At 55.2% G+C, this 13,479-nt stretch carries 13 protein-coding genes and 1 tRNA gene; all 14 read right to left on the bottom strand.

Going from position 1 to position 13,479, the window contains the following annotated elements; all coding sequences use genetic code 11:
• The coding region (locus JW937_09260; GenBank protein ID MBN1587595.1) for a hypothetical protein at positions 1-955 on the bottom strand (955 nt) is incomplete at its 3' end.
• Positions 942-1,670 carry a hypothetical protein gene (locus JW937_09255; protein ID MBN1587594.1) on the bottom strand — a complete coding sequence of 243 codons (729 nt, stop codon included), beginning with the start codon at positions 1,668-1,670 and terminating at the stop codon, positions 942-944. The genes JW937_09260 and JW937_09255, both read right to left, overlap by 14 nt.
• On the bottom strand, positions 1,648-2,490 hold the full coding sequence (locus JW937_09250) for an AAA family ATPase (protein ID MBN1587593.1): 843 nt from the start codon (positions 2,488-2,490) through the stop codon (positions 1,648-1,650). The genes JW937_09255 and JW937_09250 overlap by 23 nt, the downstream gene beginning before the upstream one ends.
• Before the next feature lie 314 nt (positions 2,491-2,804).
• Complete coding sequence (locus tag JW937_09245; GenBank protein MBN1587592.1) at positions 2,805-4,121, bottom strand: YihY/virulence factor BrkB family protein; 1,317 nt, start codon at positions 4,119-4,121, stop codon at positions 2,805-2,807.
• Positions 4,118-5,086: a hypothetical protein gene (locus JW937_09240; GenBank protein ID MBN1587591.1), complete on the bottom strand. Its 969-nt coding sequence runs from the start codon at positions 5,084-5,086 to the stop codon at positions 4,118-4,120. The genes JW937_09245 and JW937_09240 overlap by 4 nt, the downstream gene beginning before the upstream one ends.
• A 75-nt stretch (positions 5,087-5,161) precedes the next feature.
• Positions 5,162-5,248: transfer RNA gene (locus tag JW937_09235), tRNA-Leu, on the bottom strand.
• Positions 5,248-5,835, bottom strand: coding sequence for a hypothetical protein (locus JW937_09230; GenBank protein ID MBN1587590.1), 588 nt, complete (start codon positions 5,833-5,835; stop codon positions 5,248-5,250). Before JW937_09230 ends, JW937_09235 begins: the two co-directional genes overlap by 1 nt.
• Positions 5,836-6,032: 197 nt before the next feature.
• A complete protein-coding gene (locus JW937_09225) occupies positions 6,033-8,090 on the bottom strand; it encodes a hypothetical protein (protein ID MBN1587589.1) in 2,058 nt (685 codons plus the stop codon).
• 48 nt (positions 8,091-8,138) lie between these two features.
• Positions 8,139-9,062: a sugar kinase gene (locus JW937_09220; GenBank protein MBN1587588.1), complete on the bottom strand. Its 924-nt coding sequence runs from the start codon at positions 9,060-9,062 to the stop codon at positions 8,139-8,141.
• A gap of 83 nt (positions 9,063-9,145) precedes the next feature.
• Positions 9,146-10,117: a class I fructose-bisphosphate aldolase gene (locus JW937_09215; GenBank protein ID MBN1587587.1), complete on the bottom strand. Its 972-nt coding sequence runs from the start codon at positions 10,115-10,117 to the stop codon at positions 9,146-9,148.
• A gap of 188 nt (positions 10,118-10,305) precedes the next feature.
• A complete protein-coding gene (locus JW937_09210; GenBank protein ID MBN1587586.1) occupies positions 10,306-10,578 on the bottom strand; it encodes a hypothetical protein in 273 nt (90 codons plus the stop codon).
• A 190-nt stretch (positions 10,579-10,768) separates the two neighbouring features.
• The gene (locus tag JW937_09205; GenBank protein MBN1587585.1) at positions 10,769-11,977 is read right to left on the bottom strand and encodes a DEAD/DEAH box helicase; all 1,209 of its coding nucleotides are present in this window, start codon (positions 11,975-11,977) and stop codon (positions 10,769-10,771) included.
• A complete protein-coding gene (locus JW937_09200; GenBank protein MBN1587584.1) occupies positions 11,974-12,522 on the bottom strand; it encodes a hypothetical protein in 549 nt (182 codons plus the stop codon). Before JW937_09200 ends, JW937_09205 begins: the two co-directional genes overlap by 4 nt.
• 106 nt (positions 12,523-12,628) lie before the next feature.
• The coding region (locus JW937_09195; protein MBN1587583.1) for a phosphoenolpyruvate carboxykinase (GTP) at positions 12,629-13,479 on the bottom strand (851 nt) is incomplete at its 5' end.

Below are 13,479 nucleotides of genomic sequence, written 5' to 3'. Positions count from 1 at the left end.
GATTCCCGAAACTGCTCACGGCCGGCGGATCGGGAATGGGAAAATTCATACCCAGCGTGATCGCATGCTTCTTGCCGTTACGCCAAACCTTTTCCCAATCAATGCCCATGCGGTAATCCGGGGTGAGGGTGACCTTCACAATCTTGGCCTCAATCAGCACCTGCTTATCCGGAACATCCAGCTCTGATATGATCTGCAGGATCTCATCCATGCGCCCGGGGAGAGTCGTGACAATCAACTGATTGTTGTCCTCGCTGGCCTTGATGCTGCCCACCCCTTTGGAGTCCAGGCGTTCGGTCAGGGCTTCCTCCACCTTCTCAGCATCGGCATATTGCAGACGGATCACCCGGGTGTCGCGCTCTTTTTCCATCGCGGAAATCGCGTCCATCATGGGCCCGAGCTTCTCCGGAGTATCCAGGATCACCACTGTCCCGGAATCCGGATCCACCACAACGCTCCCCGACTCACTCTTGAGCGTCTCCAGCACCGTGAGAATATCGCTGGCCGCCGCGTACTCCAGCTTGACGACCTGCACAATCTTGGCTTGGCTCCAGGACTCCCCTGTAGTGGCTTCGTGATCCGTGTCCAGGAGCACATAGTAAATATCCCCCCGCCGTTCCAGAGCCAGGTCATTGGAAACCAGGATAATATCCAAGGCATCCCGGACCGTCACATCACTCAGAGACAGCGTCACACGGCCTCCCACGTTCTTACTGACTGCAATATTGACCCCTGCGCCGTCGGCCAGAAAACGAATGGCGTCGGCGATATTGGTGTCCCGCAAATCCAGAGAAAGGCGGCGGGACAAACGCGGGTCATCCAGAATGGAATGGGTGCTATAGGCAGGATACGCAGACGTGTCGCTCGGATTTTGGGCCCGGACCTCAGGGCTCATTCCCTGAAAGACCCAAAGCAGTGCGAGGATTAAAACGAATCCGAATTTACTTGAGCTCAATGACTTCATCCTCATGACTAAGCATCACGCGATCCCGGTAGATCGCGGTCACCGTGAATTCATTGACGATCTCGCCTTCGTGCACGAAGAAGGTCTGCTGCGTCCCCATGTCCTCAATCATGGCCCGCGGGGACTCTCCATAGGATACACCCACCAGCCTCAGACCTGCGTAGGGCTGCTCCGGGGCCGCGCTAAGAGTCCCCCCGCCGGGTTGAGGATTGGCGGGCGCCGGCACTCTCTCATTGCCTGTCTCTTCTCCGGACAAAGCCCCGCTTTCTGCGGGTTGAACCGCACGGGGTCCTCCCATTCGATGGGGATCAAAAATATCCTTACCGCCGGAAACCCGCAAATACTCTTCCAATGCACGTGATCTCTGCGGTTCCACAACTTCCGTGCTTGGGAAGTCCTTGGGCAAGAAGCTCTGCCGAAGTTCTCCTCCGGCTGTGGCGAACCGAAACACGGCATAGCCGGCGGTTCCAAGGACCAAGATCGCGAGCACACTGTTAAGAGTGGAAAGTCTCCAGATCCTGGACCATGCACCCGAACCTTTGCCCCGGCCCAGAGAGCCCAGCCGGGTCAGCCCGGCTTTGAGGCCTTGCTTCCAAGACACCTTCTTGACCGCTTGGGGCGCCTCCGGTGACGCATCCTCTTTGGCAGGAGCCCCGTCAATCAGCTTTAGTAGCCGGCTGCGGTCAGATTCGTTCGAACTGGCCATACCCGATCCGTGAATCCTCGGCAATCAGTTCCTGCGTGATCTCGCGATCCACCGCAGTCTTGTTGCGTATGACCAAAATCTCCAAAGCATCGTGGCAGAGCATGGTGATCCGCCGAGGGCAACCTTGAGTGTAGCTGTGAATTTCCTCCACCGCCTCTGCGGTAAACAAGGGCCCCTCTTGCTTGTATCCCCCGCGGCGCAGGCGATACTGGATCATTTTATGGGTTTCTTCCAAATTCAAGGGATTGATCACGTATTTAAGCGCGATGCGCTCCCAGAAATTCCGGATTTCCCGGACGCGGGGCAAAAGCTCCATCTGGGAAAGCAGGACCAGTTGCAGGAGCTTGAACTTGTTGGTCTCATAATTCAGCAACGTGCGCAGGACCTCGATGGCGCCTTGGCTGAGTTTTTGCGCCTCGTCCACCAGGAGCACCACAGTCTTCCCCTCCTCAAGCCCCTTTTGATGCAAGAAGCGCTCCAGGGCCTTCTTGCAAGCGGCCACGGAGCGCTCCGCAGGGTGGATATCATAAACATCCGTCAGGGAAAGAATAAAGTCGAGTTCGGATTCGGCGCCCGGGTCCAGAACCATGCCAAAAAGATACCTGGAATCGTCTCCTAAACGGGCAAAAAGTTTGCGGGCCAAGGTGGTCTTGCCGTTGCCCACATCCCCGAGGATCAAAGACAAGCCCCTGCGCAGCTTGATGGCTATCTCCAAACGCAGGAGAGCTTCGCGGTGCTCGCGGGATTCATAGAAAAAGGAGGGGTCGGGACTGGTAGAGAAAGGCTCCTCCTCAAGTCCCAGAATCTTATAGTAGCTCATGGCTTATATTAACATAGCCGGTAGAGATTCAACCACCTGTTAGGCTTCTGGGCCCCAAGGGAGCTTGTGGAGGAGCTAAAACGGCCTCGGACACAGATTGCTTCACTGCGTTTGCCGGGCCGTTTTCAGCAGGCCCCGTACCCCGAAAGGGGACGGTTCTCACGGAACTTGCTGCAGTTGAAGGAGTAGGCGAGAACCGTCCCTGGTTTGAAGCCTGCATAACCGATCCGGAACAAGCTACACTTGGGGATGACAAGCGAAACAAGCACACTAACTCTCGCTCTGTGCGAAGAAAGCGTTAGGAAAATCAGAAACTAGATTTGGTGGAGGGCGAGATTTTCAGGGGCGGAAAGCATGCGCTGCTCCAGTGCCTCCAGCTTTTCCCCAAGGCCGTCGATATTCGCCTCCTCAACAAGCTTGGGGAAATCACTTCCGTAGGCATCCAACCGGCTCAACACATTGACCAGGGTAATTTTCTCCAATGAAAGAGCCGGTTGAAACTTTTCTTCCCGCCCCTTCTCCTCCTTCAGTTCGGTCAAGAGCCCGGCTTGTACCAGTTCGTGAAGCACCTCCCTGATCAAGCGAATGGGGACCCCCATAGACTGAGAAAAATCGTGGGTGCCCAGAGCGGGCTCCCCGCAGTCAAAAGTCTTGGCGCAGAGCTCCATGATTCTTAAGGACAAAAGCTTCTTAAGCCGCTTGCTCGCGCTGGAACAGTCCTGTTCAAATTCGTAGGTTTCCTCATTTTCCAAAGCAAAGGAGATTTCCGCACCCAACAACACGACCAACCAACTGATCTGAAGCCAGATAAGGAACAACGGCAGGGCTGCAAAACTCCCGTAAATGGCGTTATACTTCGCCACCCCGACTTGAAAGTGGATGTACCCCCATTGCACAAATTGGTATAGGGTCCCGGCAATAATTCCACCGAAGAAAGCCGCTCTAAAGCTAACCTTTGTATTCGGCATAAACATGTAAGTGAAGGTAAACAAAAACCAGAGAGCCAGGTAGGGAACCACATGGATCGAGAGCAGAATAAGCTTGCTGACCGGCCCCAGCAAAGCCAGCTTCTCTGCAATCATTTGGATCTGAGAGGTAAGAAACACGGTCACGCTGCTTGAAAGAATAAAAAGGATGGGACAAATTAGCATGATCGAAAGGTAGTCGGTCAGCTTCCGGCTAAAAGGCCTGTCTTCCATAATTCCCCAAATCGCATTAAAGGATTTCTCGATATTGCCTAAGACCTTGATCACAGCCCAAAACAAGAGAGCGATACCGAATCCCGCAATCACGCCGCCTTTGGTGTTGGCCAAAAATGCGTTCGAGAAATCAATCAGCCAATTCACAACCTCCTCTTGCCCTTGGAGGTTGGCCCGAATGACCGACTCCAGCAGTGATTCAAACCCAAAACCCTTGGCAATCCCAAAAGCCATGGCCAAGACAGGCACAACCGAAAGCAAGGAGTAAAAGGTCAACGCAGAAGCCCTGAGCTGGCACTTGTCCTCGGCAAAACCGCGAAAGGCCAAGAGCGAAATCCGCAAAGGCCTCACCCACAGGGACTGGGACCTGGGCAACGTCCGGATCCGAAGACGCCAAATATCCACTGTGAGAAAATCCAGAATCTTTTTCATGGCTGCACCTTGAGCAAGATATGGGCCCGCACTCCGCCTTCGGGCCGGTTACGGACATCCACAATTCCCTCGTGCATCTCCACAATATTCCGGATAATCGTGAGCCCCATGCCCGTGCCCTTTCCGGGAGGTTTGGTGGTAAAGAAGGGATCAAAAACCTTGGAAAGCTTTTCTTCGGGGATCCCCACCCCCTCATCTTCTACTTCCACCAAAACCACGGTGTCCCCGATTTGAATGGGATCCCCGCTCTTTCGACCTTCCAATTCCTTTGCCGTCTCAATCTGCTTGACGGAACTGCGCACTGTCATGGCACCCCCGCCTTCCATGGCATGCACGGCATTGACAAAAAGATTGATCAGAACCTGGTGCATCTTGTTGGGGTCAATGCGCACGCGGGGAAGATTATCCCCAAGCTCCGTATTAACAGATATCTTGTATTTCGTGAGTTCATGCTTGACCAAACGCAGGGCGTGTTCGATCTCCGGATTGAGATCTCTCGGGGCAATTTCCAGGTCCACAGGCGCGGCAAAATCCAGAAGTCCCTTGATAATCTTGTCCGCCCGGTCCACCGCGTCATTCATGTCCCCCAACATGGCCCGCATGTCTTCGCTAAGATCGGGAAAGCTGCCGGAGATAATGTTGACTCCCATCACCAATGTCATCAGGGGGTTTTTGACCTCATGCGCCACACCGGCTGCCATACGCCCGACGGATTCGAGCTTGGCGGACTCAATGAGCTGAAGCTGGGTCACGCGCAGTTGCTCGTTGGTTTTGCGCAATTCCTCTTGGGTGTTTAAAAGGTTCTGGAGGATCTCATGAACGATACTGCGTCCGAAGTACAGCCCCAGGAGCGCGATAAAGAGCCCCATAAAAAAATACAGACCGTCCAAACCGACCAAAATTTCCACGGAAAAAAAGCGAACAGTGATGAGATAGCAACAGATGAGCAAAGGAATGATGCTCATCAAGCCGAAGGCGGCATTGAATCGAGAGTAAATCTCTCGGCGTAGGGTTAGTTTTTGAGACGCCATATGTCAAAGTGGTGCAGGGAAGAGGACTCGAACCTCCACGCCCTTGCGGGCACTAGCCCCTCAAGCTAGCGCGTCTGCCAGTTCCGCCATCCCTGCTAATTAACTTGCTCCTCCCCGGCCTCGTTCGATTCCAACGGAGCAACTTGAAGCCACTCCGGTAATAGGCCCAAACGCCGGCGCCGGTTGAAGGATTCCCGCGCCTCATCGGAGAGTCCGGGAATTTCAGAATTCATTGCCACGGGAGGACCCGTATACGCCCTCTGCACAGCCATTTGGGCAAATTCCCGCATCATCTCCGCTTCCTGGACCACGGACGCAAACCGCTGCCGGAGATCTCCATGCTGGGTCAGGAGCGTCTTGTGCTCCGTGTAAAGCGCTGAGAGTTCGGTCTGCAAATGACCCCGCTCCTCCGTCACTTGGCCCAGCTGCTTTACCATGTCTTTGATGACGCCCTGGCTCTCTTCTTCAGTGCTTCGAAAGCGCTCCATCTGTCCGACAAGAGCATCCAGGTGTTCCTTGAGATAGCCCATCTCTCCGCGCGTCCGCTCCAAAACCTGGACCAACCAGCGCTCTCTCTGCCTCAGTGCCTGCCGCTCCTGCTGTAAACTCAACACCAGGCCACCGGTTATCAAAACAAGGACCACAAGAGCCCACACACCCCATCGACTGATTCTCTGTGACATAGTCTATTCCTGCGCTCGCAACATTTGTATTTCCAGTTAGTTGGCTCACCCAAAACAGTTTGTGTATTGTACCAAAAAACCGAATCACAGCCTATAGCCTTCCTAACTAATTATAAATAAACAGCTTAAAACAAAACAGCGCAGGACCCGGCCGGGCCCTGCGCTGAGAAAAGGGGGAGTGCTTTCTTATCGACCCGCTAAGTGGCTCCGAGAGCCGTCCCAATGCGGTTTTGGATTTCCTCCCCTTCAAAGCTAAAGGCAATGCCCACATGATAAATATCTGAATTAGGGATCTGCTTGCTCCAAATCACAGTCCCCTGGATGCCCGCCAAATCCCCGGATCCCTCGCCGCCCGCCACTTCAATTCGCGTATTGTTGGGCAAAAGCCTGGGGGATTCTACCCCGACTCCCCCGCCGCCGACATTCCGGACTCTTACGCCGATGGGCTCCTCTCCGGAATCCAGCACCCGGATAGTCAAATACATATCCTTCCCGGACAAGCCGGCGCGCCGGTGAGTGCGCCGGTCATAGACCGCAGCCAAAGGATCCAAACCCGTTGTCCCCTGCTGGCTCATAGACACAGTCTTCCAATCGGAGCGAACATCCTCTTTGGTGATTTCGGTAATTTCCGGACGCGGTGCAGCCGCAGACCCCTCCAGTTGCTCCCGGAGGGACTTAACGCTCTGTCTCAGCTCGGAGCAAAGAATAGACTGCTGTTCCACGGTCCGGGCCGCAGATGTCTGAATTTCTGCCACGCGATCCTCAGAGGCCTGCTTCAATTCTTCAAACTCGTTCTGAAGCTCTTGTATCTGGGCCAGTAGCTCTTGATTCTTGGACCGCTCTTCACCCAAGAACCACTCACTGCGATTCAAGTGATACTCCACTTCCCGGAGCAAACGCTCTTTTTCCTCAGCGCCGGAACGGGCCTGCGCGAGCTGTTCTTCCAATGCATCCCTCAGGGTCTGAAGTTCCCTCACCTGCGCGCGTGCTTCGCCCAAGAACCACTCCGACTCTTCCGCGTCCTTCCTAAGCCGCTCATACTCCTGTTCCATATCCTGTGGGGGCGGCCCGCCCTGGGGAGCCACCTCATTCACCAACTGATCCGCCACCACAGCCGTCAAACGCTCTACCTCGGTGCTCAACGTGTTGCGTTCTCCTTCCATCTGCCGGATCGCCGCGAGCGCGTGATCGAGCTCTGCCTGGACCTGGTCCCGCTCCTGGGTCAGCGTGATAAACACGCCCTGGGACTGCTCCTCCCACTGCCTAAAGTTCTGATTGAATTCCAAGAGGCGGCGTTCCATATCCCGCCCGACAGCTCTCTCCTCTTCCAACTCTGCGATCAAACGCCGGAAGGTGGCTTTGGCCTCAGCCACCTCATTGTCCTGAATCCGGTTGTTGGCGATTTTCTGAAATTCCTGCTGGGCCTCATGCAATGAGACCAGTTCAGTCTGCAGTTCCTTGAAGCGGGCATAGGTCTCTTCGTGATGCGTCTTTTCCTCCCGCACGCGACGCCGCAAATCATTGACCTGAGTCTCAAGCCCCAACCCAAACTCCACCTGTAAGCGCAGGCGTTCTTCCAGATCGGCAATCCTCTTTTCAGCTTCCTTGGACTTCCATTCCGCATCGCTCAGGTCCGCCTGGGACTTGCGGTACAGGTCATGGATCCGGCGAACCTCGGAATTGTGAGTAGAGACCAGCCGCTTGAGGTCGGAGCGCTCTTTGAGCAAAGACTCTACGGTTTCCTTCAGGGCCCTTACTTCAGCCCAGGCCGCTCTTTCCCGCTCCTGGGATTCTTCGATGCGGGATTCAAGGCTAAGATTTTGTTTGCGCACATGGGCATAGCCGAACTCGTCGTAACGCCGGCCCAGACCCTCAACCATGGCTGAAAAAGTCTCAGATTTTCCATAAAGATTGACGCCTCGACCGCGGGCTGCGACCTTAGCCGGGAGAGTCATTGCGGAAAGACAAAAAAGATGGCCTTCATGGATGCCCGACTCGCCCATCGCGCGCGTCATGCAATCAATCCAGGCCTTGTCCAAAGTCTGCTTGCCCGAGTAGCAGACAACGGCGTTCATCACGCCGTTTCTTTCCATGAACCAAATACGGCCGATCGGAGTCACCCACCGGGAGGCCTGTGGGGTCCAACCCTGGTGTTGAAAGGAAAGGCTAATCAGTAGCTCGTGGAGGGTCATACTGGAAATGCCGCTGCCATCACTCACGACCAACTCCCCTTGTCCGTTGGTGGTGGAAAACATCACTTGCCCTGGACATTTATACAACAGTTTGACTGCGGACACAATGTCTCAGTTGGACTGACGAATTCTGTCCCCGAATTGTGTGAGGCGATGGAACTGCACAAAGCGCTCCTCAACCTCCTGGTCCGTTAGACTCACCAGGCGTTGCACGCCGAATTGCTCGACGCAATAGGAGGCCAAAACCGTGCCGTTGACGATTCCGCACCTGAGAACCTCGGGCGTCAGCGCGCGAGCCTGAGCCAAATAACCCATCAAACCACCGGCAAAGGAGTCCCCTGCACCCGTTGGATCAAAGACTTCATCCAGGAGAAAAGCAGGTGCCGCAAAAAATTCGTCGTGGTGATACATGAGCACTCCGTGCTCCCCCTTTTTGATCACTACAAACTCCGGCCCTCTTGCGCGAATCCACCGGGCAGCCACCTTTAGGTTCGGGGTCTGGGCAAGCATGCGCGCTTCCGCGTCGTTGATCACCACCAAGTTCACTTTGGAGAAGAGGTTGAGAAGGGCTTGGCGCTCGTTGAGAATCCAATGATCAATCGTATCGCATCCCACCAGCTTGGCCTGTGGGAACTGATCCAGAACCTTTGCCTGCAGTTGCGGATGGATGTTGCCCAAGAATACGTACTCACAGTCCTGGGCCCCGGCCGGGATTTCGGGTTCAAACTCTTCGAACACATTGAGCTGCAGGTCCAAGGTCTCGCGCGTGTTCAAATCTTCTTCATACCGCCCGGTCCAGCGAAAGGTTTTGCCCGGCACCTGCTTAAGCCCCTCTGTCTTAATATTCTTCTGGCTGAGGAGCGCCAAGCGGTCCGCGGGCATGTCCTCCCCGACCACGGCCACTAAATAGGCAGGACAAAAAAAACGCGCTGCCAGGCTGAAGTAGCTGGCTGAGCCGCCCAGGGCGTTCTCCGTCTTACCAAAAGGGGTCTCGATGGTATCTAGTGCAACAGAACCCACAACAACAACCGGCATAAGCACCTCCTTTTCGGGGGACACAATAGAATCGGTCCAACTGACACATTGTGTCCCCGAAAATAGGTATTGTCCCCGGATAATTAACTGACAAGGATATCTTGTACCTCTTGCAGCAGGGCCACGGCTTCCTTGCGCGGACGCTGGAACGCATTGCGTCCCATAATGGAACCAAAGCCGCCGCCATCGCGAATGGCCCTAATCTCATCGAGAACCGCATCTTTACCCTTGGCCGGACCCCCGGAGAAAATCACCACACGGCGGCCACCAAAGGAGCTCTGCACCACATGCTTTACACGCGCTGCAAGATCGGAGATCTGAATCTTTTCCTTTTCGTAGACCTTGCGGGCTGCGTCCTGCTCAAGAAAATCGCTGGGCAGCTTGACCTTGACAATGTGCGCGCCCAACTGGCAGGCAATCTGCGCGGCGTAAGCTGCCACATCCATGGCTGTCTCGCCTTCCTTGCTCAGGGAGGAACCGCGCGGATAGGACCAGATGACCACGACCAGTCCGGCATCTTTGGCATCTTGGGCCAGCTCACGAATTTCTTCGTACATCTCTTTGCGCCAGCTGGAGCCCGGGTAGATGGTGAAACCAATGGCCGAACAACCCAAGCGAAGCGCATCGTCGACAGAGGCAGTCACGGCCGGAACCGGATCATTGCTGGAAAGCAAGCTATCGCTGTTGTTGGCTTTAAGGATGGTCGGAATCTGGCCGGCGAAATCGCGAGCCGCGGCTTCAAGCTGCCCCAAGGGCGCTGCATAGGCATTGCAACCTGCTTCAAGCGCCAGTTCAAAGTGGTAACGCGGATCATACCCCGGCGGATTCGGGGCGAAACTGCGGGCCGGACCATGCTCAAAGCCCTGGTCCACCGGCAGGATGACTAACTTGCCGGAACCCCCAATACGCCCGGTGTTGAGCATACGGGCCAGGTTGGTGAGGGTGCCCGGGCTGTCAGATCCATACCAACTGAGGATTTCGCGCACCTCAGGGGTCACGGTCTGGCCTTCCCAGGTGTCCCGGATTTTGGGAGTAGATGCGGTGGTGGTACTCATGGTAAAACCTCCGATTTTTGTGTTTTTTCCCGCGCACTGTACATCAAGTCATATGTTGAGGAATATGCGACTGATGGCTGAATAATTAGGATAGATGTTACAACCAAGCATTGTTTGGGGCAAGGAGAAAGAAGGCCGGAACTCCAGTGGAATCCCGGCCTTTTTCAAACCATTGGACTTTGTTCAGGTCACCGGCCCAGGGGTTGGCCCGGGGCCCCGCCGGTCATGGGACACGCTCCCATCCCCTTCCCCATCATGCAGCACGGGCCCTTGCCCCAGCCTCCGGGCGCGCAGTCTGTACTCAGGGAATAGGCCTTGAGCCCAACCCCGGCCAAGCTGCAGATAATGATCAAAGCACCCAAGATCTGCCCCAGCTTCTTGAGCCCGCCGCTCTCTTTGCCGGCCTGAACCATCACCCAAAATCCGGCTGCACTTGCGATTAGAAATCCACCATTGAGCACGATCAAACCTCCTGGTTTATGTTCCCCGTCATTATACCCTTTTCCACGCTAATATTCTGGCAGACCGGGTGCACAACGCCTCGTCCTCACGAGGAGCACAGCGACGTGGTGATCTTTGTCCCGCAAAGGTTGCTTCGCGGAGTTTGCCCCGAGCGAAGCGTGGGGGCTCGCCATGACGCATCCTCCCCTGCTACTTCCTCCTCGGCCGGAACTTGCCCTTAAAAGGCCGCCCGGGCCTGGCAAACTTTTTTTGGGGCCGGGACACCTGGGATTCCTTCCCATAGTCAAAGTTATCCAAGCGCACCCGCTCAATCTGAAAGCCCAAAAGGTGCTCAATCGCACTTAGGTGCGAGACCTCCTCGGGGCAAACCAATGTATAAGCATCGCCCTCAGCGTCATAGCGCGCAGTGCGGCCCACGCGGTGCACATAGCTTTCCGGATCCTCCGGCACATTGTAATTGATGACGTGAGAAATATTGTCCACATCCAATCCCCGGGATGCAATATCTGTGGCCACCAAGACCCGGGCCTCACCGCTTCGAAAATCCCCCAATGCCTTAAGGCGTTGTTCCTGGCTCAGATCACTGTGCATGCAATCCGCATTGACCTTGTGTTTTTTTAAAAATTTCCAGAGAGAAGAAGCATCCTTCTTGGTGCGCGTAAAAACCAGGACCATCGACATCTCATGGCGCCGGATAAGCTCCGTTAAGAGTTCCCGCTTTTTGTCATCCGAGACCAGGCACACAAACTGCCGCACCCCTTCCGCCGCAGTAAAATCCAAACCAATCTTGACGTACTCAGGCTCCTTTAAGAGCTTTGAAATCAACCCCACAACACCCGAAGGAAAAGTCGCGGAAAAAAGCAGACTCTGCCGGTCCGCCGGCATCTTTTGGAAGATGCGCTCCAAATCCGGCAAAAACCCCATGTCGAGCATACGGTCGCCTTCATCTAATACTAGGATCTCGATCCCGCTCAGGTCCGCCGCATGATTGCGCAGGTGGTCCAGAAGCCTTCCGGGGGTGGCCACAATCACATTGGCCCCGGCCTTAAGCGCCCGCTCCTGCAAACCCATTTCCACTCCACCGTAAACCGAAGCAATGGAAAGCCTGGTGTGATAGGCCAAGCCCAGGAACTGCTCTTCCACCTGAATGGCCAGCTCTCGAGTCGGGACCAGGATCAAGGCCCGGCTTCCCGCACCAGGCACGGTCATCAACCGGGAGATAATCGGGATGAGAAAGGCGGCGGTCTTTCCGGAACCGGTTTGAGAACTTCCGACCATGTCCCGGCCTTCCATCGCAATGGGAATGGACTGAAGTTGAATGGGGGTGGCTTGGGTGAAACGCATATCCAACAAGCCCTGGCGAAGTTCAGGGGGAAGGTCCAAATTATCAAAACTCATGATGGGGTCCCGGGTGGGTCCGTACGATGATATTGCTCCAATAGTCTTTCCAAATCCGACTGAGCTGAGCGCGAGAGCGTAAAGCCGACCAGAATCAGAATAGAAAACTGCCAGCAGTCTTCAGGGCCCAAGACCAGGCCCGTTGAGGTGTCTTCCACGCGTTCGAGCTGCTGTTTAAAGTGGTCCGTGGCCTTGGACAAGGACCCCTCATATAAGTCCACAATAGACAGCTCATGCTTGAAACGCAAGGAGGGAAAACTCACCCCCCTCACAATAAGAAAATTGATCAAGCTGTCAGGATTGAGCTGCAGGTCCTTTTCCCAGTCAAAACCCTCGAACTGAGGGCTGTGGGAAGGCAAGTAAAGGGCCGGCTTATCCACCACTACATTGCCGCGGCGCACAACCGTGTCACCCGGATTGACACTGGACTCCGCCAAAAACAGGTACTGGAGTTGAGTCGAGTGTGTATGGCCCAGGTTCCGGACCACAGGCCGTATCACTTCCGTATGCTTCAGCGATTTTTCCCAGTAATCTTCTATATTCACTCAAAACCCGAATGGTCTGGTTGACCGCAGTGTTCAGCATCCAAAAAAAGGACGGTCCCCGAACTCTGATCTGGTCGGAGGACCGTCCCCTCAGTTTGAGCCCATACTAAAGCTTGCTCAGTCGATCCTTCATTGCCTCGAACTCTTCTCTTAACACTCCCGGCAGATTGTCCCCAAAGGTCTTGAAGTGCTCTTCAATTCCCTTAGCTTCTTCCTCCCACGCGCTCTTGCTCAGAGAAAGCAGGCTTTCCATAGTGCCGGGCGCAAGGTTCAAGCCCTCGGAGCTGATGGCATTTGCCTCAGGAACCAGACCGGCAACGGTCTCGACACCCTCGCCCTTGCCCTGCACACGATCAATGATCCACTGCAACACACGAAGATTCTCCCCAAACCCGGGCCAGATGAACTTGCCGTTATCATCGATACGGAACCAGTTCACCATAAAGATACCCGGCGGATTGCTGAGCTTCTGTTCCATGCTGAGCCAATGCTGGAAATAGTCTGCCATGTTGTAACCGCAGAAGGGAAGCATGGCCATTGGGTCCCGGCGCACCAAACCGATATCGCCGAAAGCAGCCGCGGTCTTTTCGGAAGCCATGGTCGCTCCCATAAATACGCCGTGCTGCCAGCTCAAGGCTTGAGCGACCAAAGGCGTGACCTTGGCCCTGCGCCCGCCAAAGACGATCGCGCTGATGGGCACGCCCTTGGGGTTTTCCCACTCCGGAGAAACGCTCGGGCACTGCGAAGCCGGGGCTGTAAAACGGCTGTTCGGATGCGCGCCCTTTTCACCGGATTCCGGGGTCCAAGGCTGGCCCTTCCAATCCCAGGCCGGCTGCGGCGGTTCTTTGTCGTCCAGGCCTTCCCACCACACAGAGCCGTCGGCGCCCTTGACCACATTGGTGAAAATAGTGTTTTTCTGAACGCTCCTGAGCGCATTCGGATTGGTCTTGGAACTGG

Source organism: Candidatus Omnitrophota bacterium, assembly GCA_016929445.1.
In the GTDB taxonomy this organism is placed as follows: domain Bacteria; phylum Omnitrophota; class Gorgyraeia; order JAFGIU01; family JAFGIU01; genus JAFGIU01.
This window is presented reverse-complemented; position numbering and strand designations above follow the sequence as displayed.